This window comes from Mesorhizobium vachelliae (assembly GCF_033977325.1).
In the GTDB taxonomy this organism is placed as follows: Bacteria; Pseudomonadota; Alphaproteobacteria; order Rhizobiales; family Rhizobiaceae; genus Mesorhizobium; species Mesorhizobium vachelliae.
Window position 1 is genome coordinate 77,121 of the sequence record NZ_JAVIIR010000008.1, and the last position, 25,393, is coordinate 102,513.

A 25,393-nucleotide genomic window follows, 5' to 3' on the forward strand; every position below is an offset into this window, starting at 1 on the left:
ATCCTGAGGCAAAGATTTGCAGAGAAGATTTATTCAGTCAAATGGAATTCAAGAATACTTCTGGATGCAGCTCGACTGGAAACCCGCCGCGAGCGTCATTTCGCAGCGGGAAGCCTGAAGCCCAAAGTCATTTGGCGCAGTTAGAGCGGTTTGTTGTTTCACAAGATCGAGCAGCTGCTCCAAGCCTTTGTTTTTGTACGGTCCCGGAAGACTGCTACGCAATTTCCCTGGTGTAGCTCTAATAGCGGATCACTCGCCGCTCGATCAGCACGACAATGCAGAACAGCGCGATCGACAGCGAAGACGACAGCACGATCGCCGCATAAAGCCGGTCGGACTGATAGTTGAAGGTCGCCTGGATGATGAGCGCGCCGAGACCTTTGTCCGAGCCGATCCACTCGCCGACGATGGCGCCGATCACCGCCGTGGCCGACGCGATCCTGAGCGAGGAGAACAGCATCGGCAGGGCCCGCGGCAGGCGCAGGCTCCAGAAAACCTCCCAGCGCGTCGCCGACAGCACCCGGAACAATTCGTGCTCGTTGTTGCCGGCTGAATCGAGCCCGCGGATCATATTCACCAGCGTCGGGAAGAAGCAGATCACCGCGGCGATGACGATCTTCGGCGTCATGCCGAGGCCAAAGATCAGGATGATGATCGGCGACAGCGCCAGGATCGGGATGGTGTTGAAGAAGAGCACGATCGGGAAATAGGCAGCCTGCAGCACACGGCTGTGGACGAAGAGGACGGCAAGCAGGACGGCGGCCAGATTGCCGATGACGAAGCCGGCCAGCGCCTCGATCAGCGTCGGCCGCAGATTGTCGATGAGGAGCGGAAAGTTCTTCTGGAAGACACCGAAGATGGCTGTCGGCGTCGGCACGATATAGGCCGGCACGCCAAGCAGGGGCAGCAGATATTGCCAGGCAAGCAGGATCGAGGCCGCGCCCAGGACGGGGAGCGCGATTGTCATTTGCGGGGAGAGCGGTGCCTGTCTCACGATGCGCGCTCCAGCGCCGTGCGCAGATCGGCCATGGCGCCGACGATCGCCGGATCCTCGCGCTTGCAGCGATTGCCTTCCTGCTTGAAGGGCCGCATGTCGAGGTCCTTGACGACGCGCCCTGGATTGGCGGCCAGCACGATGACGCGCTCGCCGAGATAGGCGGCTTCCGCGATCGAATGCGTGACAAACAGGATGGTCGTGCCGCTGCGTCGCCACAGCGCCAATAGCTCGTCGTTCAACCGGTCGCGGGTGATCTCGTCCAGCGCGCCGAAAGGTTCGTCCATCAGAAGCAGTTTCGGCTCGCCGAGCAGGGCGCGCGCGATCGCAACGCGCTGGCGCTGGCCGCCGGAGAGTTGATGCGGCAGGCGCTCGCCAAAGCTGCCGAGGCCCATGAGCTCCAACAGTTCCGCGCTGCGGTCCTCGATCTTGCGGGTCAGGCTGCCCTGGCCGACACCGAGCGGCAGGCGCACATTGTCGCGCACCGTGCGCCAGGGGAGCAGGGTGGCATCCTGGAAGACGAAGCCGACATCGCGGCGCGAGCGCACCGCATGCGGCGTTTCGCCGAGCACGCTGATCGTGCCGCCGAGCGGGTCGAGCAGGTCGGCCACTACCCGAAGCAAGGTCGACTTGCCGCAGCCGGACGGCCCCAGGATCGACAGGAAGGAGCCGGCCGCGACGGTCAAGTCGAGGCCGGCGAGCACTTTGACGGCTGTCTGCCGGCCACCATAACCGACATCCAGCTGTCGCGCTTCGATCGCGTCCGGCATTAGATCAGCACAACGTTTGATTGAATGGTCATGCTGATCTAACTCTTTGTTGGAGCATGATCTTCTCCAAGAACCGGTTCCCACTTCTTGGGATCATGCTTTACGCGGCTGGCGCGTCGAGCTTGGGCCGATCGGCGGCCGAGAGCTCCAGGATCTTGGTGCTGTAGACATCCTTGGCGGCCGGGCGTCCATTCGGATACTGGCCGACCTTGTCGAGCAGCACCAACTGGTCTTCGATCGAGGCGGGATCGAACGTGCCCCAGCCGTCCTTGGCGGTCGCGCCGTCGAAGGAAAGCTTCAGCACCAGGTTGACGGTCTTTTCCTCCCAGCCGAGATCCATTTCCGGATAGGCGGCGACCATCTTCTTGACTGCTTCCTGCGGGTTGGCGTGCACCCAGCCCCAGCCCTTGCCGACGGCGCCGATGAACTTCGCCAGCACGTCGGCATTTTCCTCTATCGCCTTGTCGGTGGCGAAATAAACGTCCGCATAGGAGCTCAGCCCGAGATCGCGCACCAGGAGATCGATGCGATCGTCGCCGACGACGCTCAGCGCCTGGGTGTTGGTGATCCAGCCGCCGATCGCGTCGACCTCGCCGCGCACCAGCGGCCCCTTGTCGAAGCCGACATTGACGATGGTGACCTCGGATGGATCGATGCCGTTCTTGGCCAGGATCTCGTCGATCTCGAAACGCGCCGTCGGCTGGATGCCGATCTTCTTGCCCTTGAGGTCGGCGACGCTGCGGATCGGCTTGCTTGGCTTGGACGTCAGCGCATAGGGACCGGTGCGGAAGCCGCAGGCGATCATCTTGACCGGCACGCCGCTGGCGCGCGCCGAGTAGAGCTGCGGCGTTTCCGAAAACTGGCCGAGCTGCGCGGCACCGGAGATCACCGGCGGCACGGTCGACGCATTCGGGCCGCCGGGGCTGAACTCGACCTCCAGACCGGCATCCTTGAAGTAGCCGTTGGCGACGGCCGCGATATCGCCGATCTGGCCGTTGGACATCAGCCAGTCATACTGGATGACGACCTTGCCCGCGGCCTTCGCGCCGGGGGTCAACACCAGCTGCATGCCGGCAGACGCAACCGCCACGGCTGCCACGCCGCCTTTCACGAAAGCACGACGATTCAATTCGAAGTCCCTGTTCCCACTCATTTTTCGCTCCTGTTGCAGACTTTCTCGTCTCTTCTTCAGGCGCCGCTCCCTTCAGCGCGGCGTCGTCTACGGCTGTTCGTCGTGGTAGTCGCCAGGGCCGCCGTCAAGCCACGCGTAAAGCTCCCAAAGCGTGTCGTCCGGGTCGGTGAAATAGGCGCAGCGCGCATTCCAGACGTAATCTTCGGGCGGGCCGTAGAAGGGCACGCCCTTGGCGCTGAGTTCGGCATGCATGCGGTCGATGTCGGCTGGCCTGTCGAGCTGCACGGCGACGCAGACCTTGTGCGCGTGGCGTGGCGATCTCAGCTTCGACACGCCGATATGGCGGTTGATGTGGTCGAGCTCCCAGGCGGCGAGCGTGACGCCCTGGCCATGGAAGTCGGCAAAACCTTCGGCGCGGCGGCGCAGGCGGAAGCCGAGCTTCTCGACGTAGAAGTCGACCGTCCTTTCGATGTTTTCCACCAGCAGGCAGACATCGGAGATGCGCGTGATGCTTGCCGGCATGGCTATTTCGCTCCGTCGGTTTTCGAGAGCGGCAGCTTGACACCGACGCGGTTGGCGGCGCCGACAATGTGCGCCCGCATTGCCGCTTCCGCCGCTGCCGGATCGCCCGCGACCAGCGCGTCATAGATGCGCACATGCTCACCAACATTGATCTCGACCAGGTCGTGCAGCGGGTTCGTCATGCGGGCGTAGTGGATCGAGTGGCGGATCTGCTCGCAGACGAAGGAAATGAAGGTGTGGATGTAGCTGTTGCCGGTGGCGCGCGCGATCTCGCGGTGGAAGAGCAGGTCGGCATCGATGCTGCCTTCTTCCCAACGCTCCTCGCCGCCCATGCGGTCGAGCGCGGCTTTGATCGAATCGAGATGCTCCTGATGGCGCCGCGCCGCGGCGAGCGCCGCCGATTCCGCCTCGAGGATGCAGCGCAGCTCGAACAGCCGCTCCATATTGTGCGTGTCCTTGAGCGCCTCGCGGTCGATGCGGATCGCTGCTCGCTGCTCGGGCGCCAACACGAAGGCGCCGATGCCTTGCCGCGCCTCGATCATGCCGTCGGCCCTGAGCTGGGCGATCGCCTCGCGCACGACATTGCGGCTGACGCCGAATTTTTCCGACAGTTCCTGCTCGGTCGGCAGGCGCGCTCCGGGATTGAGCTCGCCGGATTCGATCTCGCGGCTCAGGAACGCAGCGACCCGGTGCGGCAATGTCTCGACGGTGCCGATGGCGGCCAGTCTCTGCTTCATCGAAAAGTCTCCGTCTCGGGCAACAGACAGCCGGGATTCATCAGGCCCTTGGGGTCAAGGGCGCTTTTCAGTGCCGCGACCATGCGGCGATGCGTCGGCGAAAGTCTGGCCCAGAATTCCTGGCGCCGACTGCGGCCGATACCGTGCTCAGCGCTGATCGAGCCGCCGAGGCCGACGGCGATTTCATAAAGTCCAGCGATGACCTCAGCGCCACGCGCACGAGCCTCGTGCTCGGCAAGTTCGGCCGGCGGCAGCACGTTGAAATGGATGTTGCCGTCGCCGGCATGGCCATAGGCGAGGGGAATCCAGCCCGGATGGTCGTATGCGACGAAGCGGCGGGCTTGCTCGATCAGGGCTGGGATGTCGGAAATCTTCACTGACAGGTCGGTGCGCACATGATAGCCGCGTTTGGCCTGGCCTTCGACCAGGCCCTCGCGGATCGCCCAAAAGCTCCTTGCCTGTGCGGTGCTCGCGGCGAGAACCGCGTCGGTAACGAGGCCGCTCTCCAGCGCGTCGCCGAGGAAACCGGCGAGCAAGGCGTTGAGGTCGATAGCGGCGCTGGACGACAATTCGACCAGCACCTGGACGGGCGCCGAGACAGGTGCTCGCGTTCCAGGGTCGATCAGCCGGGCAAGCTCAATGCATTCCGAACCGATGATCTCGAAAGCGGAGATCAGGTCCGAACATTCGCGGCGCGCCCGGTTGAAGAGCGTGACGGCCGCCTCGAACGAGGCTAGGCCGAGATAGGCCGTCTCTGTCTTGGCTGGCTTCGGAAACAGCTTGACCTCGACGCCGGTGATGATGCCGAGCGTGCCTTCGGAGCCGATGAAAAGCTGCTTCAGGTCATAGCCGCTGTTGTTCTTGCGCAGGCCGCAGATGCCGTTCCAGAGCTCGCCATCCGCCAGCACCACTTCGAGCCCAAGGATCAGGTCGCGCGCCATGCCGTAGCGCAGCACGTTGACCCCACCGGCGTTGGTGGCTGCATTGCCGCCGATCTGGCAGCTGCCTTGCGCGCCGAGCGCCAGCGGGAAGAGGCAGTCTCGCGCCTCGCACGCGTCCTTGATCGTCTGCAGCACGCAGCCGGCATCGGCCTGCAGCGTGAAATTCTCTGTGTCGATCTGCCGGATGGCGTTCATCCGCTCCAGGCTGACGACAACCAGGCCGCCTTTGCTGTCGATCGCGCCCGATACCAGCCCGGTGTTGCCGCCCTGCGGAACGACACCCAGCCCGAGCTCATTGCACAGACGCATCAGCGCCTGGACCTCGGCCACCGAGGCGGGCCGCAGCACGGCAAGCGCGTTGCCGCGATAATCGCCTGCCCAGTCGCCCAGATATTTCGCCATGCCGGCCGGATCGGCGGCGACGCCGTTTTGACCGACCGCGCCTTCGATAGCGCTGAGGATTTCCGGTGAGAGGCGATGAACGGTCATGAAAGTTCATGTCTGGATATCGGGTGATACATATCATCCTACAACTAAGCTCGAGTCAACGGCTCAGACAGCCAGTGGATAACTACCGGCTGGAGGGTAGGAGCTGCCCAAGCCGCCGACCGAGGAGGTCCGGATAGGCCCTGCCTATGCGTTGTTCTGGCCGATTGCCGGTCGGTCAAAACCACCGCAAAGGTGGATGACAGGGCGAGCTGCTGTTCGTCCCCGACCAGATGATCCGGTGAGGAGAAAAGATGATTGAACTGCCATTTGCCCGCGAAGAGTATCAGCAGCGGCTCGGAAAAATCCGCGCCGAAATGGCCAAGCGCGGCATCGAACTCCTGATCGTCAACGACGTTGCCAACCAGCATTACATCACCGGCTACGACGGCTGGTCGTTCTACACGCCGCAGGTGGTGCTTGTTCCGATCGAGGACGCCGAGCCTGTCTGGATCGGCCGTGCCATGGATGCGGCAGGCGGTTTGCTGACCGCCTGGATGAAGCCGGAAAACGTTGTCGGTTTCCCGGAGGACCATGTTCAGCGCGGCGATCGGCATCCAATGGACTGGATCGCGGCCTGGATCGTCGCCAAGGGCTGGGGCAGCCGCCATATCGGCATCGAGCTCGAAGCCTATTACTTTTCGCCGAAGGCGCATGCGCGGCTCGTCGCCGGGCTGCCCAATGCGAAATGGCACGACGCCGATCTTCTCGTGAACTGGATCCGAGCGGTGAAATCGGCGCCGGAAATCGTCTATCTGCGCAAGGCATCGAGGCTGGCCGAGGCGGCGGTCGCGCGGGCCTACGACGTCATTGCGCCGGGTGTGCGCGAATGCGACGCGATCGCCGCCATCCAGGCGGCGCAGATCGCCGGCAGCCCGGATTTCGCAGGCGACATCACGGCGCTGCCGCCGACAATCCTCGGCGGCGAAAATGCTTCCGCGCCGCACATCATGTGGAGCGACCGGCGGTTCGGAAAGGACGAGACGATCGCCTTGGAGCTTGCCGGCGTCTGCCGCCGCTATGCCGCCGGGCTCGCCAGGACGATGCAGCTCGGCAAGACGCCGACCCGCGTCGCGGACACGGCGAAGGCCGTGATCGAAGGCATGGACGCGGTGCTCGGCACGGTGCGGCCTGGCACGACCGCCGAAGCGGTCGAAGCCGCCTGGCGCAAGGTCATAGAGCGTCACGGGCTGAAGAAGGAATCGCGCATCGGCTATTCCATCGGCGTTGCCTATCCGCCGGATTGGGGCGAGCACACGATCAGCCTGAGACCCGGCGACAAGACGGTGCTGCAACCCGGCAATGTCGTTCATTCCATCCTGGGCATGTGGATGGACGGCTGGGGTATCGAGGTCAGCGAGACCATTCTGGTGACCGAAACCGGCAACGAGACGCTGACGAAGTTCCCGCGGGATATTCATGTCAAAGCCTGACAGGCCGTCTTCGGCAAGCGATACCGCGCTCGACATCGAAGCCGGAATTCTCGACCGGATGATCGAGATCAGGCGCCATCTGCACCGCCACCCGGAGCTTTCGAACCGGGAAGCGGGCACGCAGCGCTATTTGCGCCAGATGCTGGCCGGGCAGGGGATTGCGGACATTCGCGACATCGCCGGCTACGGGCTCGTGGTCGATATTGTCGGCGCCGGCCGGCCTTCGAACCGTAAGGTGGCCATCCGGGCCGATATCGACGCCTTGCCGATCGAAGAGGAATCCGGCGTCGACTTTGCGTCGGAAAATCCGGGCGTGATGCATGCTTGCGGCCACGATGCCCATGCCGCGATGGGCTTCGCGGTGGCCGCGCATCTGCACCGCTCGCGCGACAGTTTCGGCGGAACTGTCCGCCTGATCTTCCAGCCGGCCGAGGAAGATGAGCCGTCAGGCGGCAAACGCGTGGTGCAGGAGGGGCTTCTCGACGACGTCGATGCCGCGATCTGCGTCCATGTCGATCCCTATACGCCGTCCGGTAAGGTCGCCGTCGGCTCCGGCCCTTACACCTTGGCCTGCGACACGTTCGATGTGCTGGTCACCGGCTCGGCGGCGCATGCGGCCAAACCCTATGAAGGTATCGACGCACTGACTGTCGCCTGCTCCATGGTGAGCGAGCTGCAGAAGATCGTTTCGCGCGAGACCGATCCTTACGATCCGCTGGTCATTTCGGTGACCGCCATCAATGGCGGCAATGCCTACAACGTGACCGCCGGCAAGATCGCGTTCAAAGGCACCATCCGCAGCGGCAGCGATGCCACCCGTGAGCGTGCCTGGCGCCGGCTTCGCGAGGTGCTTGAAGGAATAGCTGCGAGCCACGGCGCGGGCGTGGAGGTCAATCTCCACCGGGGCGAACCCGGCGTCGTCAACGATGCCGAGATGGCGGCCCTGATCATGGCCGGCGCCAAGGCCAGCATCGGCGCGGAGAATGCCTTGAACATGCCTGGATGGAGCATTGCCGACGACTTCGGCTATTACAGCGAGAAACGTCCCTCGGTGTATTTCCGGCTCGGTATCCGCAATGAGGAGATCGGGTCGGTCTATCCGCTTCACCACGCCAGGTTCCGCGTCGACGAGGCCGCGCTGAAGAACGGCGTCCTTACGCTGGTTTCGGCTGCGACGATGTATCTGGCCGGGCAGGAGGATCCTGGCGTCTAGCGAGAATCGCCAGCGGGTTAGAGGAACTGCGCGACCTTCTTGCCGACGGTCAGGAAGCGCAGCGGGTCGACCGCCTCGCCATCGTGGCGCACTTCGTAATGAAGATGCGGGCCTGTCGAGCGGCCGCTGCTGCCGGTCTTGCCGATGACGTCGCCCACGGCGAGCTTCTGGCCCACGGCAACATCGATCTCGCTCAGATGTCCGTAGCGTGTGGCAAAGCCGTTGCCATGGTCGACCTCGACCATGCGGCCGTAGCCGCCGGCCCAGCCGGCCCTGGTGACCGTACCGGCGGCCGTGACCTTGGCCGGCATGCCGATCGGCGCCCTGAAATCCATGCCCGTGTGCAAGGCGGCGCTGCCCAGGATCGGGTCGGTGCGAACCCCGAACGGGCTGGTCACCGTATGGCCTGGAGCGGGGTTGGCGAGCGGCAACTTGCGCGCCTCCTTCTTGACCTGGTCGAGCGCGTCGAGCGCCTCGTCCAGCTCCTTGACCTTGCCGTCGAACGCCATCGAGGGATCAAGCGGAACCAGGGGGCCGCCGACATCGCTCTTGTCGAGCTCGCTGTCGACCGGCAGGCCCGCCGCTTCCAGCGCCTGGGCGATTGCGTCGGCATTCTTGTAGGCGTTGTCGGCAAGTGTGGTGATGCGCGAAAGCTGCTGGTTCTCGATGGCCTTCAGCGACGCATTGATCGAGACGAACAGCTTGTCCGCACGATCGGCGGCCGTTTCGCCGTCCAGCGGATCGGACCTTGTCGACCAGAGTGAGAAGGGCCTGGTGTCGCTGGCGCCCAAGGATGCGACGGAATAATTCGGCGACTGCGAGAGGCTTCCGGTCACTTCGGCGCGCCCGTCGGGCTTGGGCGCCGCAGCACCTGCCGCGGGCGCGTCGCCGACCTCGTTCTCGGCGCGCTCGAGGATCGGGCCGAGCCGTCCGTGGCGCTCGCTGAGCTGGGTTTGCCTGGCCAGCAGCTCGCTGACCTTGGTTTCCATCAGCTGCTGGTCGAGAAGCTGGCGGCTGGTGATGCGATCGACCTGGGCGCGCAGCGCCGAGATGCGATCCTCATAGGCCTGCTGCATACGCGCCTGCCTGGCCGTGGTGGCGCCGATCAGGTCGTCGCGCAGCACCAGATAGGACGTCGCAAGCAGATAGCCGATGGCGATCGCCGCCAGGGCCGAGCCGATGAACGCGGCGAGCCAGGGGCGGATGGTGAAATGCCTTATCTCGTTGCCCCGGGCGATGATGACCGTATGCGGTTCCTTGCGCCTGCCGAAGACCGCTGACTGACCGGTTTGTTTCACGGGACCGAGCTTTCGTTACGGGGACCAACGACAAGCTCGATTACACATTATTAGGGTTAACAAAGTTTTGCCGGCCGGCAAAACCGGCGCAACCAGTTCGCGCATCGCGGGTGACGGGTTGCAATGGGAAGGGCGGGTAGACAGCCTGCGATACCGCGAGATCCACGCGCTCCCGTTTTCAGAGCGCGCGCACGGCTTCGAGCACCGCTTCGGCGTGGCCCTTGACGCGAACCTGGCGCCAGATGCGGGCAATGCGGCCATCTTTGCCGATCAGGAAGGTGGCGCGTTCGACACCCATATATTTACGCCCGTACATCGTCTTCTCGACCCATAGATGATAGGCCTCGATCACCTTGCGCTCCTCGTCGGCGACCAGATCGACGGTGAGATCGTGCTTCGCCTTGAATTTGTCGTGTTTTTTCACGCTATCGGGCGAGAGCCCGATCACCACGGCGCCCGCCCTCTCGAATTCCGGCTTCAACTGCGAGAAGCCGATCGCCTCGTTGGTGCAACCTGTGGTGTCGTCCTGCGGATAGAAGTAGAGTACGACGGGTTTGCCCCGGAGCGCGGCGAGGCTGAGGGAGCCGCCGCCGTCACGTGGAAGATCGAATTGGGGTGCTGCGTCGCCCACCTGGAGATCAGCCATGTCGATGCCCTTGTTTGCGGTTACGCGCGGGAAGGCATCGATATAACGTGAAGCGGGGATTCGTCCACGACGAGTTCGTCACAACGGAATATTGCTTGGATCAGGAAGAACCGCAGCACGAGAAGATCAGGTTCAGGCGTGACGAGATCACCGACCTGGCGACGCTTCCATCGGCGTGCACCGTGCCGCCGCTTGGCCGCGCGGCGGTGCGTCGGCGCTTTCGCATTCTCGGTCGCGTGTTTGCCGGGCTTTGCGCGCTCTTGCTCCTGGCGGCGGCAGGCGTCTATGTCCTCGGGGCCTCGGGCATAGGCACGGAGCGCCTCCGGACCGAGGCGGAGACCGCCATCGAGAAGCTGGCGGGCGTCGACGTCCACGTCGCCGTCGGCGCGGCGCGGCTGACGCTGGACGGGTCGAGCTTCATCGCCCTGCAGGTGAACGATGTCAGCCTGAAGACGGCCGACGGCAAGCCGATGGCCGATATCGGGCGCGTGCGTTTCGGCATGCGCCTCCTGCCGCTGCTTTCCGGCGATGTCCGCCTGACCAGCGCCAGATTTTCCGACGCCCATATCATGGTGGCCGCGATGCCCTCAGGCGGCGGCGACTGGACGGCGGCGCTGCGCAACGAGAACGGCCTTGTCGATCCGGAGAAAGTGTCGGCGGCGGTGTTTTCAGGCGTCAACGACGCGCTGGATGCCGTGCGCGAGGACTCCATGCGCCAGATCGATCTGCGCAATGTCGAGTTCGAACTGTCGGACACCGGACTGGTCAAGCGCGTGACCGTTGCCTCGGCGACCGTCGCGCAAACCGGCATGGGGAGCATGCAGGCTTCCTACGATGCCGAGGTCGATGGCCGGCACGCGACTTTGACCGCCTCGGCGACGCGCGATGCGACGGCAAGGCGCATTTCGTCGCTGGACGCCAACCTCGAGATAGCCGGCCCTCCCGGTGAGGACAGCTCGACAGGGGCGGCCGATGGCGCCAAGCTGGGTTCGATCGCGTTGAAGCTCTCGGGCTCGGAAGCGTCGGGCGACAGCCCGTCGCGCCTGGCGGCGTCGCTCTCGCTTAACGGTTCGGTGCTCGACCTGGACGAACGCGGGCTGCTGCCGGTCGATGTCGACGCCGATGCCACGCTGGTGGCCGGTTCGAACAAGATTTCGGTCGATCGGCTGCTGATCAAGAACGGTCGCTCCAGCTTCGACTTTGGCGGATCCATCGGACCGAAGCCGGCAGTCGCCGGGGAGGAGCCCGCCTACCGCTACGACCTCACCAGCGACGGCTCGACGCTGGCGCCTTCGGAATCGCCGGAACCGGCACTTAAGTTCCTGGCCCGCATCGCAGGCGTCTACCAGCCAAAGAGCCGCAAGCTTGTCGCCGAGCAGATCGGCGTTCGGTCCGGCGGACCCGGCGAGGTGCTGGGCGCTGCCACGGTCGCCTTCATCGACAACGGCACGCCAGGGGTGTCGCTGTCGCTCAACGTCCACGACATGCCGGTCTCGCATGTCAAGCAATTGTGGCCGTGGTTCTCGGCCCACAACGCGCGGCTTTGGGTGCTGGGGAATCTGTTCGGCGGCACGGTGACCGACGCCAATCTGCAGTTCCAGATCGCCCCGGGGCGTCTGGGCAACGGCGTGCCGCTTACCGGCGACGAAGTGTTCGGCCGTTTCCGGATCGAAGGATCGCGCTTCGATACCGCCGGGCGCATCCCGCCCGTGCGTGACGCCGTCGGCGTCGTTGCGTTCCACGGCAACGATGTCGACATCGCGCTCTCCTCCGGCAGCGTCTATATGCCGAGCGGCCGCACGGTGGCGGCAAGCGGCGGCACGTTGACGATCAAGAACGCGAACCTGCCGATTGTGGTCGGCAAGCTCGACATCGACGTCGCGGGTGAGGCCCCGGCGATCGCCGAGCTTGCCTCCTATGAGCCGATCAATGCCATGCGCCATGTCGGATTGGCACCCGAGGACCTGTCCGGCACCGTCACCGGCCATGTCAGGGCGGACATTCCGCTGACCAAAGGCATGGACACCTCGACGCTCGATTGGCTGGTTTCGCTCGACTATCAGGGCCTGTCGTTGGCCAAGCCTTTCGAAGACCAGACGGTCACCGAGGCCAATGGCTCGATCACCGTCGGGCCGAAGCAGGCGGTGATTTCCGCAGAGGCCAAGCTCAACGGCATTCCTGCCGAGCTCGATCTCGTCGAGCCGCTTGAAGATGATGGGCCGGCGCGCAGCCGCAAGGTTGCGCTGGTCCTCGACGACAAGACGCGCAATGCCAGCATGCCAGGCCTGTCGGACCTGCTTTCGGGAACCATCAAGGTGGCGATCGACAAGAGCGGCCAGGGCGCCCAGCAGGTCTCGGCGGACCTGACCAATGCCAGGCTCGACATTCCGTGGGCCGGCTGGAGCAAGGGCGCCGGCATTCCCGCCAAGGTCGCTTTCAACATGGCGAAGTCCGGCAGCACCACCACGCTGTCGGATTTCGATCTCGACGGCAAAAGCTTTTCGATCGACGGCAGTGTGACACTGGTCAACGGCGCGTTGTCCGCGGCCCGCTTCAGCAAGGTTTCGTTGAACCGGGGCGACGACGTCGCCGTTTCGGTGAAGCGTTCCGGCAAGAGTTATGCCGTCGACATCAGCGGCGCGTCGCTCGACGCACGCTCGCTGATCAAGCAGTTCACCTCGGATGTCGACACCGCGACGAAGGGCGCGGGCAGCGACGCCGTCTCGGTGAGCGCCGACGTGGCATCGCTGACCGGCTTCCATGACGAGGCGCTCTCCAATCTCAAGCTCGAATACAGCGCCGCCGGATCGCGCGTTAACGGGCTCAATGTCACCGCCGCGGCGAGTTCTGGCGCCGCGATCACGATCGACAACACCGCCAGCGAAGGCGGTCGCGTGCTCAGGGTGAAGTCCGCCGATGCCGGCGCGATCCTGCGGTTTCTCAACGTCTACGAGCATATGGAAGGCGGCGCGATCGCGCTGTCGCTCTCGGGTTCCGCCGACGGGCCGATGAAGGGACAGGTGGATGCCCGCAATTTCTATATCGTCAACGAGCCAAAGCTCGCCTCGATCGTGTCGACCACGCCGGCCGGCGATACGCGCAGCCTGAACGAGGCCGTCAAAGGCAATATCGATACGTCCAGGGTGCAGTTCGAGCGCGGCTTCGCCGAGATCGACAAGGGGTCCGGCTATCTGAAACTAGCCAACGGCCTGCTGCGCGGCCCGCGCATCGGCACGACCTTCCAGGGCACGCTCTACGATCCGAACAACAACATGGACATGACCGGGACCTTCATGCCGGTCTACGGGCTGAACCGCATCTTCGGTGAACTGCCGCTGTTCGGGCCGCTGCTCGGCAACGGGCGCGACCGCGGCCTGATCGGCGTCACCTACCGGCTGCGCGGCAACGCCAACAAGCCGACGCTCAACATCAACCCGCTATCGGTGGTGGCGCCAGGCATATTCCGCTCGATCTTCGAGTACAGGCAACAGCCGTCCCAACCTGCGCAGTAGGTGCGGCCGATCAATTCGGCCGCACCAGCACGTGTTTCTTCTTGCCAAGCGAAAGCTTCACGACGCCTTCGGGGCCGAGGTCCTGAAGCGTGACGATGCGCCGGTCGTCGGTCAGCGGCTGGTCGTTGACGCGCACGGCGCCGCCCTGGATATGCCGGCGTGCTTCGCCGTTCGAGCCGGCCAGCCCGGCGCTCACGAACAGCGCGAGAATGCCGATCCCGGCTTCGAGATCCGATTTGGCTACCTCGACGCTGGGCAGCGTGTCGGCGAGCGCGCCTTCCTCGAAGGTCTTGCGCGCTGTCTCGCTTGCCGTCTCGGCCGCCTCGCGGCCATGCAGCATGGCGGTGATCTCGGTAGCGAGAATCTTCTTCGCCTCATTGATCTCGGAGCCGCCGAGCTTTTCAAGGCGCGCCACCTCGTCGAGCGGCAGCGTCGTGTAGAGTTTCAGGAAGCGGCCGACATCGGCGTCCTCGGTGTTGCGCCAGTACTGCCAGAACTCGTAAGGGCTGAGCATGTCGCCATCGAGCCAGACCGCGCCCGAGGCCGACTTGCCCATCTTGGCGCCGGACGAGGTGGTGAGCAGCGGCGTGGTCATGGCGAAGAGCTGCACGCCCTCCATGCGGTGGCCGAGATCGATGCCGTTGACGATGTTGCCCCACTGGTCCGAGCCGCCCATCTGCAGCCGGCAGCCGACGCGCTTGTAGAGCTCGACGAAGTCGTAGGCCTGCAGGATCATGTAGTTGAATTCGAGGAAGGACAGCGACTGCTCGCGGTCGAGCCTGAGCTTGACGCTATCGAAGGCCAGCATGCGATTGACGGAGAAATGCCGGCCGACATCGCGCAGGAAGGTGACGTAGTTGATCTGCATCAGCCAGTCGGCGTTGTTGACCATGACCGCGTCGCCGGGGCCGCTGCCGAACTTCAGGTAAGGCGCGAAATTGCGGCGGATGCCGACGAGATTGTCGTCGATGTCTTGCGGGGTCAAAAGCCTGCGCGCCTCATCCTTGAAGGACGGGTCGCCGATCATCGAGGTGCCGCCGCCCATCAGCGCGATCGGCCGGTGGCCGGTCTGCTGCAGCCAGTGCAGCATCATGATCTGGATCAGCGATCCGGCATGCAGGCTCTTGGCGGTGGCGTCGAAGCCGATATAGGCGCTTACCGTTTCCTTGGCGAAAAGCTGGTCGAGCGCCGATTCATCCGAAATCTGGTGGATGAAGCCGCGCTCGCTCATGATGCGCAGGAAATCGGATTTGAAGGCGGACATTTGTTCTTCCTGGAGATCGCCGGGCACTTGGCCATGCTGGATATGAAGGCGCGCGTTTAGCATCCAAGCGCGATCAGCAAAAGTGGTTTCCGGTTTTGCGTTCGATCGCGCTTCAGCCAACAAACATGCATCTAGCAAAAGTGGTTTCGGGTTTTGCAGCCGATCGGGAGACGTCCACGCGTCCTTGCTTCGCCCTTTTTGCTGGCGTAATGAGGCGCCGCGCAAAAGAAACCACCCATGCGCCGCGACGGGGCCATCCCGCAGTTTCAGATCGGACGAGCTCCCGCGATGAACAGGAACTACCTCTTCCTCTTTCTGTTCAGCATCGTCATGACCGTCAGCGGCCTGGCCAGCCTGCCGCCGGTGGATCGCGATGAATCCCGCTTCGTCCAGGCGACCAAGCAGATGGTCGAGACGGGCGACTATGTCGATATCCGCCTGCAGGACGTTTCGCGCTACAAGAAGCCGATCGGCATCTACTGGCTGCAATCGGCGGCCGTGGCGCTGAGCGGCGAGGGGGCCGCGGCGCCGATCTGGGTCTATCGCCTGGTCTCGATGCTGGGCATCGCGCTGGCCGTCGTCGGCATCGGCTGGACGGGCACGAAACTCTTCGGCGCCAATGCGGGGCTGGCCGCCGGCCTGATGATGGCGGCGATCTTCGCCACCGCCTTCGAGGGCCGCGACGCCAAGACCGACGCGATGCTGCTTGCCTGCTGCGTGATAGCGCAGGGCGCGCTGGCGCAGGTCTATTGGGCCTCGAAGCGCAACGAACCTGTCCCCGGGCACCTGCCGTGGATCTTCTGGATCGCGCAAGGGTTGGGCATCCTCATCAAGGGGCCAGTCGCACCGCTCTTGTCGCTGCTGACGGCCGCGGCGCTCTTTGCCTTCGACCGCGACTGGCGCTGGCTCCTCAAGATGAAGCTGGTGCGCGGCGTCCTGATCGTGCTCGTGATCGTGCTGCCGTGGCTTATCCTCATCACCTGGAAGAGCGGTGGCGCCTTTTTCCAGGAAGCGGTCGGCAAGGACATGCTGAACAAGGTGGCGCAGGGCGAGGAATCGCACGGCCTGCCGCCCGGCTTCTACATGCTGACCTATTCGCTGTTCATGTGGCCCTTCGGGCTGATCGCGGTCGGCGCCGGGCTGCAGGCGATCAACCGTTTTTGGGACGATCCGCGGCTGCGCTTCTGCCTGGCCTGGTACATCCCGTTCTGGCTGGTGTTCGAGGCGATCCCGACCAAGCTGCCGCATTATGTGATGCCGGCCTATCCAGGCATGGCGCTTTTGGTCGGCTGGCTGCTCACCTTGCCGGCGGACAAGGCCAACGCGCCGCTGAAGCGCTGGCAGACATGGCTGTGGTGGGCGACGGCTTTCGGTGTCGTCGTCGTGTCGATCGGATTGGCCGTGGTCAGCGTCGGCGCACCGCTTTATCTCACCAAGACCTTTTCCTTGTGGAGCATACCGGCGGCGATCGCCGCTCTGGTCACCGGCTATCTTGCCTTCCCGCGGCAATTGCAGGTGCCGCTTCCGCGCATCGGCGCAATCGCCGCCGGCGCGGGCATCACTTTCAGCCTGCTCTTCGGCGTGATCGCGCCGTCGCTGAAGCCGATCTGGCTCAGCCCCGCTATCAAGGCCGCGGTCGATGCCAACCGCCCCTGCGACACCACCGTGCTTGCCTCGGCGCGGTTCCAGGAGCCGAGCCTGGTCTTCCTGGTCGGCACCAAGACCGTGCTGACCGACGTCGAGGGGGTGGCGCAGCATCTGCTCAACGATCCGTCCTGCGCGCTTGGGCTGGCGCCGATCAAGGACGAGCAGAAGCTTGCCGACGTGCTGACCGCGCAAGGCAAGTCGGCGAAGCGCCTGACCGAGATCGACGGCATCAACTATTCGTCAGGAGACAAGCTGTCGCTCGGCCTTTACCGGGTGGCGCCGTGATGAATAGCGTCGGGCGTCGAATGCCCCTATAAGCACGCGCTAAAAGCCATGTCCGCCCTCGCCCTTTACCGCCGCTCGCTCGGCAATTTCCGCGACACGATGACGATCGTGAGACGGCGCTTTGCCGTGCGCCCGGCGCGTTATCCGAGAATTCCGTGGGGTGTCTGGCTGCTGGCTTGGGCGCTGCTCACGGTCGCGATCTTCCTGCGCCTCGACGCTGGCGCCGGCGAGATGCGCGGCGAATGGTCGCCGGGCTTCGTGCGCTTCACCGATTTCTTCACGCAGTTTGGTCTCGGGGGCTGGTACCTCATTCCGGCGGCGCTCTGCCTGGTCGTTGCCAACCTGACGGACTGGCGCGGCCTGTCCCGGCAAGGCCGGATGCTGGTTTACAACTGGACGTGTTTCGCCTTCCTGGTGCTCTGCACCGTCGGCTTGTCCGGCCTTGCCGTCAATGTGCTGAAATATGGCATCGGCCGGGCCCGGCCGCTTTATTTCGACAGCTTCGGCGTCCTGTCGCTACATCCTTTCGCCATGGACGCGCGCTTCGCCGGCTTTCCGTCCGGTCATGCCACGACGATGGGCGCGGTGTTCGGTATCCTGCTGCTGCTGCTCCCGCGGCGCTGGTATATCGCGCTCGCGATTACCGCCTGCATCGCCTCGACACGCGTCTTCGTCGGCGCGCATTATCCCAGTGACACAGTCGCGGGCTTCGGCCTCGGGCTGGCGTTTGCGGTGATCTCGGGGCTGGTGTTCGCCCGGCTCGGCTTCATCTTCGGCCAGACAGGCTCGAAGCTGCCGGTGCGCAAACGGACATTCCGCCTAGGACCGTCCCGCGCGCCGCGAGGCAGGGCTTCGACGGCAGGTCCGGTCAGAGCCAACTGACCGAACCCAGACTTATTGAAGCCTTCCTGCTTAAAGCCTTCCTGCTCAGCGCAGCCGCTTCGGCCGCGGATCGGCCAACTCACCGGCGAGACGCCGGTCGAGATAGTCGGCGCACTCCTGGATCAGCAGCTCGGAATCGTTGGCGAAGAAATGGTTGGCGCCTGGGATCGTCTTCTGCGTGATGGTGATGCCCTTTTGCGTGTGCAGCTTGTCGACCAGCCCCTGCACGTCCTTGGGCGGCGCCACCTTGTCGGCATCGCCATGGATGATCAGGCCGGACGACGGGCAGGGCGCCAGGAAGGAGAAATCATAGGTGTTGGGCTGCGGCGCGACCGAAATAAAACCCTCGATCTCGGGCCGGCGCATCAAAAGCTGCATGCCGATCCATGAGCCGAAGGAATAGCCGGCGACCCAGCAGCTCTTCGAATCCGGATGCAGCGACTGCACCCAGTCGAGCGCGGCGGCCGCGTCCGACAATTCGCCGGTGCCGTGGTCGAACTCGCCCTGGCTGCGGCCGATGCCGCGGAAATTGAAACGCAGCGTGGTGAAATCGCGCTTCTGGAACATGTAGAAGAGGTCGTAGACGATCTTGTTGTTCATCGTGCCGCCGAATTGCGGGTGCGGATGCAGCACGATGGCGATCGGGGCGCTCTTTTCCTTCGAGGGCTGATAACGTCCCTCCAGGCGACCAGCCGGACCGGCGAAAATGACCTCAGGCATAAAATACTCCACGTGGCACATGAATGCGCTAGCCCGGAACTCTTCGGCCCATGCGGCCCCATATCCTATGTGGCCTTGACGCCGGGCGAACGTCTTCCTAGAAGCTAGTTTAGAATTGTTCAAAACTGGGAGGCCGAAACCCGATGGTTCGGCCGCCCGCGCCGCAAGCCGGGTAAATAGGACGGCTTGCCTTGCAATTTCAAGGAAATAACGCGCTATCCTCGCGGGATAGTTGGCGAAAGGACGAACTAAGCGAAAATGGCCGCAACCCGCGCCTATCTCGACTACAACGCCAGCGCGCCGCTCATTGCGGAAGCGCGCGCGGCGGTGGTCGCCGCGCTCTATGCCGCCAACCCGTCATCGGTCCACACGGAAGGGCGGGCCTCGCGCCGGCTGGTCGAGGACGCGCGACGCGACGTGGCGCGGCTGGTCAACGCCAGGCCCGAACACGTCGTCTTCACCTCCGGCGCCACCGAGGCCGCCTCGACGCTGCTTGGCCCCGACTGGCAGATGGGGCGCGGCTCGATCCGCATGAGCCACCTCTATGTCTCGGCGGCCGACCATCCCTGCATCCTCAATGGCGGGCGGTTTGCGCCGGCGCAGGTGACGAGGATCGGCGTCGACCGGACCGGCATTGCCGATCTTGAGGCGCTGTCTGCCGCGCTCGCCCCGCATGACAAGGCCGCCGGCCTGCCGCTGGTGGCTATCCACGCCGCCAACAACGAAACCGGCGTCGTCCAGCCGATCGAGCGCATCGGCGAGATCGTCAAGGCCGCCGGCGGGGTGCTGGTTGTCGACGCCGTGCAGGCTGTCGGGCGGATTCCGATCGATATGTCAGCGCTTTATGCCGATTACCTGATCCTGTCCTCGCACAAGATCGGCGGCCCGAAGGGCGTCGGCGCGATCGTCGCCGCGTCCGACCTGATGATGCCGAGGCCGCTGATAAACGGCGGCGGCCAGGAGAAGGGCCATCGTGCCGGCACGGAAAACGTTGCCGGGATCGCCGGTTTCGGCGCCGCCGCGCGGGTAGCGTTGACGGGTCTTGCCGAGATGGAGGCCATCGCGGGCCGACGTGATGAGATCGAGGCCATCGTGACGGAATTGGCGCCGGACGCGGAAATCTTCGGAAATGACGCTCCCAGGCTTGCCAACACGACATTCTTCGCTATTCCCGGCATCAAGGCCGAGACGGCGCAGATCGCTTTCGATCTTGCCGGCGTCGCGCTATCGGCGGGCTCGGCCTGCTCGTCGGGAAAGGTCGGGCCAAGCCATGTGCTCAAGGCGATGGGCCATGGCGAGAGCCTGGGCGCGTTGCGCGTCTCGATCGGTCGCGCGACCGGCGCCGAGGATATCGAGGTCTTCCGAGCCGCGCTGGCCGGCATCGTCGCGCGCCGCGCGGGCAAGGAAGAAGCCGCCTGACGGCGGCAAAGCATCGGAGCGAGAATGCCTTTGCGGTTCTCGGATCTCCGCTGCTCGAAGACGAATTCAGGCCTTATGGCCTGGTAGAGCCGTGCGTTTTGTCCTGGCCGGGTGAATTTCCGGCGGACACGCACTATATGGAGCTTACTCCGCTGCGCGTTCCCCCGGAACGCGACCGCAGCGGTGCCATAGTTTGAAAACTGCCGGGCCTTGACCCCGGCGAGGATGGAGAACGCTTATGCCTGCTGTGCAGGAGACGATCGATCGAGTCCGAAAGATCGACGTCGACCAGTATAAATATGGATTCCAGACAGAGATCGAGATGGACAAGGCCCCCAAGGGCCTGAGCGAGGACATCATCCGTCTGATCTCCGAGAAGAAGGGCGAGCCGGACTGGATGCTGGAATGGCGTCTGGGGGCCTATCGCCGCTGGCTGACGCTGGAAGAGCCGACCTGGGCGCGTGTCCACTATCCGAAGATCGACTTCCAGGACATCCACTACTACGCCGCGCCGAAGAGCACGCCGGGGCCGAAGTCGCTGAGCGAGGTCGATCCTGAATTGCTCAAGGTCTACGAAAAGCTCGGCATTCCGCTCAAGGAGCAGGAGATCCTGGCCGGCGTGCAGAAGCCCGCGGTGGCGGACGAGGACGAGGTCGGCGACAACGTCTACAAGTCCGGCCGCGTCGCGGTCGACGCTGTGTTCGATTCCGTCTCGGTGGTCACCACCTTCAAGGAAGAGCTCGCCAAGGCGGGCGTCATCTTCTGCTCGATCTCGGAAGCCATCCGCGAGCATCCGGAGCTGGTGAAGAAATATCTGGGCTCGGTCGTGCCGACCTCGGACAATTTCTACGCGACGCTGAACTCGGCCGTGTTCACCGACGGTTCCTTCGTCTTCGTGCCGAAGGGCGTTCGCTGCCCGATGGAGCTGTCGACCTATTTCCGCATCAACGAGAAGAACACCGGCCAGTTCGAGCGCACGCTGATCATCGCCGAGGAGGGGGCTTACGTCTCCTATCTCGAAGGTTGCACGGCGCCGCAGCGCGACGAGAACCAGCTGCATGCCGCGGTGGTCGAGCTGATCGCGCTCGACGATGCCGAAATCAAATATTCGACGGTGCAGAACTGGTATCCCGGCGACGCCGAAGGCAAGGGCGGCATCTACAATTTCGTCACCAAGCGCGGCGACTGCCGCGGCGATCGCTCGAAGATCTCGTGGACGCAGGTCGAGACCGGCTCGGCCATCACCTGGAAATATCCGAGCTGCATCCTGCGCGGCGACGATTCCAGCGGCGAATTCTATTCGATCGCGGTGTCGAACGGCTATCAGCAGGTCGACTCTGGCACCAAGATGATCCATCTCGGCAAGAACACGTCGAGCCGCATCATCTCCAAGGGCATCGCCGCCGGCTTCTCGCAGAACACCTATCGCGGCCAGGTCTCGGCGCATCGCAAGGCGAGCAACGCGCGCAACTTCACCAATTGCGACTCGCTCTTGATCGGCGACCAGTGCGGCGCGCACACCGTGCCCTACATGGAAGCCAAGAATGCGACGGCGAAGTTCGAGCACGAAGCGACGACGTCGAAGATCTCCGAGGACCAGAAATTCTACGTCATGCAGCGCGGCATTCCCGAGGAAGAGGCGATCGCGCTGATCGTCAACGGCTTCGTCAAGGACGTCATCCAGCAGCTGCCGATGGAGTTCGCCGTCGAAGCGCAGAAGCTGATCGGCATCAGCCTCGAGGGGAGCGTGGGGTGACCGGAGATAAATGGTTCAGGCCGAAGCGCTTCGGCTATGGCGCGACACCGGACAACTGGAAGGGCTGGGCCTTCATGGTGGTCTGGATCGCGATCGTCGTCGCGCTTTCGGTAGCCCTTCTTCACGCGGGCGCCGCGGCCTGGCTGGTGGTGCTCGCTGTCATTGCCCTGACGGGCGCAATAATCCCGCTCATCAAGGCCAAGACGGACGGCGACTGGCGCTGGCGTTGGCATTGAATTTGAACGGACGGATTTTGGAACGGAACGAAAATGCTTGAGATCAAGAACCTTCACGCCCGCATCGTCGATGACGGCACCGAGATCATCCGCGGCCTGAACCTCACGGTGAAAGCCGGCGAGGTCGCGGCGATCATGGGCCCGAACGGTTCGGGCAAGTCGACGCTGTCCTACATCCTCGCCGGCCGCGAGGACTATGAAGTGACGGAAGGCGACATCCTCTATAACGGCCAGTCGATCCTGGAAATGGATCCGGCCGAGCGCGCCACGGCGGGCATCTTCCTCGCCTTCCAGTATCCGATGGAGATACCGGGCGTGGCGACCATGGAATTCCTGAAGGTGGCCATGAACGAGCAGCGCAAGGCGCGGGGCGAGGAGCCGCTCAAGGTTCCGGAATTCCTGAAGCGCGTGAAGGAAGCCGCCGCTTCGCTCAGCATGGACATGAACATGCTGAAGCGGCCGCTCAATGTCGGGTTTTCCGGCGGCGAGAAGAAGCGCGCCGAGATCCTGCAGATGAAGCTCTTGGAGCCAAAGCTCTGCGTGCTCGACGAGACCGATTCCGGCCTCGACATCGATGCGCTGAAGATCGTCTCGGACGGCGTCAACGCGCTGCGTTCGCCGGACCGCGCCATCGTCGTCATCACCCACTACCAGCGCCTGCTCGAGCACATCGTGCCTGATACGGTGCACGTGCTCTACAAGGGCCAGGTCATCAAGTCGGGCGACAAATCGCTGGCGCTCGACCTCGAGGCCAACGGCTATGCCGGCGTTATCGGCGAAGCCGCGTGAGATGGGAGCGGTCGAGGCAAAAGCGATGAACATGCATGCACAGCCCCAGCGGACCTTGGCCGAGACGGCGCTGATCGATGCCTTCGGCGAGCGGCTGTCGCTGCTGCCCGGCGACGGCGCGGTGATGGTCAAGCGCGACGACGCGATCGAGGCGATCAAGCACGGCCTGCCGACGCGCCGCGTCGAATCCTGGCACTATACGGATCTGCGCCGGCTGCTGACAAAGGTGCCGGATTTCGAAGCCGGCGCCGTCGTCAAGGCGCTTGCGCCGGTTCTTGAAGGATCGGCCGTGCTGCCGGTGCTGAACGGCGTCTCCAACACCAAGCTGCCGGAGATCGAAGGCGTCACGGTGCAGCGCCTGTCGGAGAAGCTGATCGACGGCAGCGTCGCGCCCGGGCTCGATTCCTACGGCAGCGACGACGCGATCGGCGCTTTGAACACCGCCTTCGTCGCCGACGGCTATTTCGTCGACATCGCCGACGGTGCCGTGCTGGAAAAGCCGGTCGAATTGCAGAACCTGCAGGCCGGCGGCCAGTCGCATGTGCGGCTCCTGGCGCGTGTCGGTGCCGGCGCAAAGGCGGTGATCGTCGAGCGCCAGTCGGGCGAGGGCGACGATGCGCTCGTCTCTTCGGTCAGCCAGCTCGTGGTCGGCGACGGCGCGGAAGTGACCTGGCTGATCGTGCAGGAGCAGCCGGACACGGCTACGCATCTCGCCCAGTTCAAGGCGCATATCGGCAAGGACGCCAAGCTGACGCTGTTCGTGATGAACGCCGGCGGCAAGCTGGTTCGCCAGGAGGTCGTCGTCAGGACGACGGGCGAGGGCGCCGATTTCAAATTGCGCGGCATCAACCTTCTGGCCGGCGACACGCATACCGACACCACCATGGTGCTCGACCACGCCGTGCCGCACACGACCTCGACCGAAGTGATGCGCAATGTCGTGACCGGCAAGGCGCGCGGCGTCTTCCAGGGCCGCATCAACGTGCATCAATATGCGCAGAAGACCAACGCCAAGATGGCCTGCAACACGCTGCTCCTGTCGGATGACGGCGAGTTCTCGACCAAGCCGGAGCTGGAGATCTTCGCCGACGACGTCGTCTGCGGCCATGGCGCGACCGTCACCGAGATCGACCACAACCATCTGTTCTACCTGATGGCGCGCGGCATCGACGAGAAGTCGGCGCGTGGCCTGCTGGTGAAGGCGTTCGTGGCCGAAGTGATTGAGGAACTGGACGACGAGGCGCTGGTCGAAGCGCTCGAAGAGCGGCTCGACGGCTGGTTTTCGACGCACGGGTAGCGGCGTAGGGCGCAGGCCCCCTCATCCGGCCGCTTCGCGGCCACCTTCTCCCCGAGGGGAGAAGAGGCAGGCGCGACGTTGGTGGCCTCCTCTCCCCACCGGGGAGAGGGTGGCCGGAGCGAAGCGGAGGTCGGGTGAGGGGGAGCCACATTGGAAGGTTGATTGCTGTGGACCAGAAGATCGAAACCACCCCCTACGACGTCGAAGCGATCCGCCGCGACTTCCCGATCCTGTCGCGCCAGGTCTATGGCAAGCCGCTGGTCTATCTCGACAACGGCGCCTCGGCGCAGAAGCCGCAGGTGGTGCTCGACACGATCCAGCACGCCTATTCCCAGGAATACGCCAACGTCCATCGCGGCCTGCATTTCCTGTCGAACGCCGCGACCGACGCCTATGAGAACGCGCGCAAGTCGGTGCAGCGGTTTCTCAACGCGCCGAGCACGGACAATATCGTCTTCACCTCGAACACGACCTCGGCGATCAACACGGTCGCCTATGGCTGGGGCATGCCGCGGATCGGCGAGGGCGACGAGATCGTGCTGTCGATCATGGAACACCATTCCAACATCGTGCCGTGGCATTTCATCCGCGAGCGGCAGGGCGCCAAGCTCGTCTGGGTGCCGGTCGACGATCTCGGCGCTTTCCACATCGAGGAATTCGAAAAGCGGCTGACCTCGCGGACGAAACTCGTCGCGATTACGCAGATGTCCAATGCGCTGGGTACGGTGACGCCGATCAAGGAGATCGTGCGCATCGCGCATTCGCGTGGAATTCCGGTCCTCGTGGACGGCAGCCAGAGCGCAGTCCACATGCCGATCGACGTGCGGGACCTCGACTGCGATTTCTTCGTCTTCACCGGCCACAAGGTCTACGGCCCGTCGGGCATCGGCGTGCTCTACGGCAAGAAGGACAGGCTGGAAGAGATGCGCCCCTTCATGGGCGGCGGCGAGATGATCGAGGAGGTGACGGAGGATATCGTCACCTATAACGAGCCGCCGCACCGCTTTGAGGCCGGCACGCCGCCGATCGTGCAGGCGATCGGCCTGGGCGCCGCGCTCGATTACATGGAAAAGATCGGCCGCGAACGCATCGCGGCGCACGAGGCGGACCTCAAGGCCTATGCGCATGAGCGGCTGCGCGCGATCAACTCGCTACGTATCTTCGGTGATGCGCCGGGCAAGGGCGCCATCATCTCGTTCGAATTGCAGGGTATCCATGCGCATGACGTGTCGATGGTGATCGACAGGCAGGGTGTCGCGGTGCGAGCCGGCACCCATTGCGCCCAGCCGTTGTTGAAACGCTTCGGCGTAACCTCCACATGCAGGGCATCGTTCGGCATGTATAATACCAGGGCCGAAGTGGACGCTTTGGCCGAGGCGCTGGAAAAGGCGCGAAAGTTCTTCGGGTGACGATG

Annotated in this window: 21 protein-coding genes; 11 read left to right on the plus strand and 10 right to left on the minus strand. The window is 64.1% G+C overall.

The features are described 5' to 3' along the window. Positions 1–238 precede the first annotated feature (238 nt). From RFM41_RS18065 to RFM41_RS18090, 6 genes are all read right to left on the minus strand, one after another. Entirely contained in the window at positions 239–994 is a 756-nt protein-coding gene (locus RFM41_RS18065; RefSeq protein ID WP_320244849.1) for an ABC transporter permease, read from the minus strand. After that, on the minus strand, positions 991–1,764 hold the full coding sequence (locus RFM41_RS18070) for an ABC transporter ATP-binding protein (RefSeq protein WP_320244851.1): 774 nt from the start codon (positions 1,762–1,764) through the stop codon (positions 991–993). Before RFM41_RS18070 ends, RFM41_RS18065 begins: the two co-directional genes overlap by 4 nt. A gap of 100 nt (positions 1,765–1,864) precedes the next feature. Next, complete coding sequence (locus RFM41_RS18075; protein ID WP_320244853.1) at positions 1,865–2,917, minus strand: ABC transporter substrate-binding protein; 1,053 nt, start codon at positions 2,915–2,917, stop codon at positions 1,865–1,867. 66 nt (positions 2,918–2,983) lie between these two features. After that, complete coding sequence (locus RFM41_RS18080) at positions 2,984–3,418, minus strand: VOC family protein (RefSeq protein ID WP_320244855.1); 435 nt, start codon at positions 3,416–3,418, stop codon at positions 2,984–2,986. A gap of 2 nt (positions 3,419–3,420) precedes the next feature. Beyond that, positions 3,421–4,155, minus strand: coding sequence for a FadR/GntR family transcriptional regulator (locus RFM41_RS18085; RefSeq protein ID WP_320244857.1), 735 nt, complete (start codon positions 4,153–4,155; stop codon positions 3,421–3,423). Next, positions 4,152–5,585, minus strand: a complete 1,434-nt coding sequence (locus tag RFM41_RS18090; protein ID WP_320244859.1) for an FAD-binding oxidoreductase — start codon at positions 5,583–5,585, stop codon at positions 4,152–4,154. The genes RFM41_RS18085 and RFM41_RS18090 overlap by 4 nt, the downstream gene beginning before the upstream one ends. A 251-nt stretch (positions 5,586–5,836) precedes the next feature. Here RFM41_RS18090 and RFM41_RS18095 point away from each other — a divergent pair, with 251 nt between their 5' ends. Both RFM41_RS18095 and RFM41_RS18100 read left to right on the plus strand, forming a co-directional pair. Beyond that, the gene (locus RFM41_RS18095; RefSeq protein WP_320244861.1) at positions 5,837–7,015 is read left to right on the plus strand and encodes a M24 family metallopeptidase; all 1,179 of its coding nucleotides are present in this window, start codon (positions 5,837–5,839) and stop codon (positions 7,013–7,015) included. Continuing rightward, on the plus strand, positions 7,002–8,228 hold the full coding sequence (locus RFM41_RS18100; protein ID WP_320244863.1) for a M20 metallopeptidase family protein: 1,227 nt from the start codon (positions 7,002–7,004) through the stop codon (positions 8,226–8,228). The genes RFM41_RS18095 and RFM41_RS18100 overlap by 14 nt, the downstream gene beginning before the upstream one ends. 17 nt (positions 8,229–8,245) lie before the next feature. On the opposite strand, the gene RFM41_RS18105 is transcribed toward RFM41_RS18100, so the two are convergent. Next, the gene (locus RFM41_RS18105) at positions 8,246–9,526 is read right to left on the minus strand and encodes a M23 family metallopeptidase (protein WP_320244865.1); all 1,281 of its coding nucleotides are present in this window, start codon (positions 9,524–9,526) and stop codon (positions 8,246–8,248) included. Between the two features lie 178 nt (positions 9,527–9,704). Continuing rightward, the gene (locus RFM41_RS18110) at positions 9,705–10,172 is read right to left on the minus strand and encodes a peroxiredoxin (protein WP_320244866.1); all 468 of its coding nucleotides are present in this window, start codon (positions 10,170–10,172) and stop codon (positions 9,705–9,707) included. Between the two features lie 95 nt (positions 10,173–10,267). Between RFM41_RS18110 and RFM41_RS18115 the strand changes: the two genes are divergently transcribed. Beyond that, complete coding sequence (locus tag RFM41_RS18115) at positions 10,268–13,684, plus strand: YhdP family protein (protein WP_320244867.1); 3,417 nt, start codon at positions 10,268–10,270, stop codon at positions 13,682–13,684. Positions 13,685–13,694: 10 nt separating this feature from the next. Here RFM41_RS18115 and tyrS read toward each other — a convergent pair whose 3' ends face one another. Then, positions 13,695–14,948 (minus strand): tyrosine--tRNA ligase, encoded by a 1,254-nt coding sequence (gene tyrS, locus RFM41_RS18120; RefSeq protein ID WP_320244868.1) that lies wholly within the window; start codon positions 14,946–14,948, stop codon positions 13,695–13,697. A gap of 288 nt (positions 14,949–15,236) precedes the next feature. On the opposite strand from tyrS, the gene RFM41_RS18125 reads away from it, so the two are divergent. Both RFM41_RS18125 and RFM41_RS18130 read left to right on the plus strand, forming a co-directional pair. After that, positions 15,237–16,880 carry an ArnT family glycosyltransferase gene (locus tag RFM41_RS18125; RefSeq protein ID WP_320244869.1) on the plus strand — a complete coding sequence of 548 codons (1,644 nt, stop codon included), beginning with the start codon at positions 15,237–15,239 and terminating at the stop codon, positions 16,878–16,880. A gap of 48 nt (positions 16,881–16,928) precedes the next feature. Continuing rightward, positions 16,929–17,762 carry a phosphatase PAP2 family protein gene (locus tag RFM41_RS18130; RefSeq protein ID WP_320244870.1) on the plus strand — a complete coding sequence of 278 codons (834 nt, stop codon included), beginning with the start codon at positions 16,929–16,931 and terminating at the stop codon, positions 17,760–17,762. Between the two features lie 45 nt (positions 17,763–17,807). Here RFM41_RS18130 and RFM41_RS18135 read toward each other — a convergent pair whose 3' ends face one another. Continuing rightward, the gene (locus RFM41_RS18135) at positions 17,808–18,482 is read right to left on the minus strand and encodes an alpha/beta hydrolase (protein WP_140815574.1); all 675 of its coding nucleotides are present in this window, start codon (positions 18,480–18,482) and stop codon (positions 17,808–17,810) included. 258 nt (positions 18,483–18,740) lie between these two features. Between RFM41_RS18135 and RFM41_RS18140 the strand changes: the two genes are divergently transcribed. The 6 genes from RFM41_RS18140 to RFM41_RS18165 all read left to right on the plus strand — a co-directional run bounded on the left by RFM41_RS18140 (position 18,741) and on the right by RFM41_RS18165 (position 25,388). Then, positions 18,741–19,901, plus strand: coding sequence for a cysteine desulfurase family protein (locus tag RFM41_RS18140; protein ID WP_320244871.1), 1,161 nt, complete (start codon positions 18,741–18,743; stop codon positions 19,899–19,901). A 238-nt stretch (positions 19,902–20,139) separates the two neighbouring features. Continuing rightward, on the plus strand, positions 20,140–21,657 hold the full coding sequence (sufB, locus tag RFM41_RS18145; protein WP_320244872.1) for a Fe-S cluster assembly protein SufB: 1,518 nt from the start codon (positions 20,140–20,142) through the stop codon (positions 21,655–21,657). Then, positions 21,654–21,893, plus strand: coding sequence for a hypothetical protein (locus RFM41_RS18150; RefSeq protein WP_320244873.1), 240 nt, complete (start codon positions 21,654–21,656; stop codon positions 21,891–21,893). Before sufB ends, RFM41_RS18150 begins: the two co-directional genes overlap by 4 nt. Positions 21,894–21,926: 33 nt before the next feature. After that, complete coding sequence (sufC, locus tag RFM41_RS18155; RefSeq protein ID WP_320244874.1) at positions 21,927–22,682, plus strand: Fe-S cluster assembly ATPase SufC; 756 nt, start codon at positions 21,927–21,929, stop codon at positions 22,680–22,682. A 25-nt stretch (positions 22,683–22,707) separates the two neighbouring features. After that, a complete protein-coding gene (gene sufD, locus RFM41_RS18160) occupies positions 22,708–23,979 on the plus strand; it encodes a Fe-S cluster assembly protein SufD (RefSeq protein WP_320244876.1) in 1,272 nt (423 codons plus the stop codon). Between the two features lie 167 nt (positions 23,980–24,146). Next, positions 24,147–25,388, plus strand: coding sequence for a cysteine desulfurase (locus RFM41_RS18165; protein ID WP_320244877.1), 1,242 nt, complete (start codon positions 24,147–24,149; stop codon positions 25,386–25,388). Positions 25,389–25,393 lie beyond the last annotated feature (5 nt).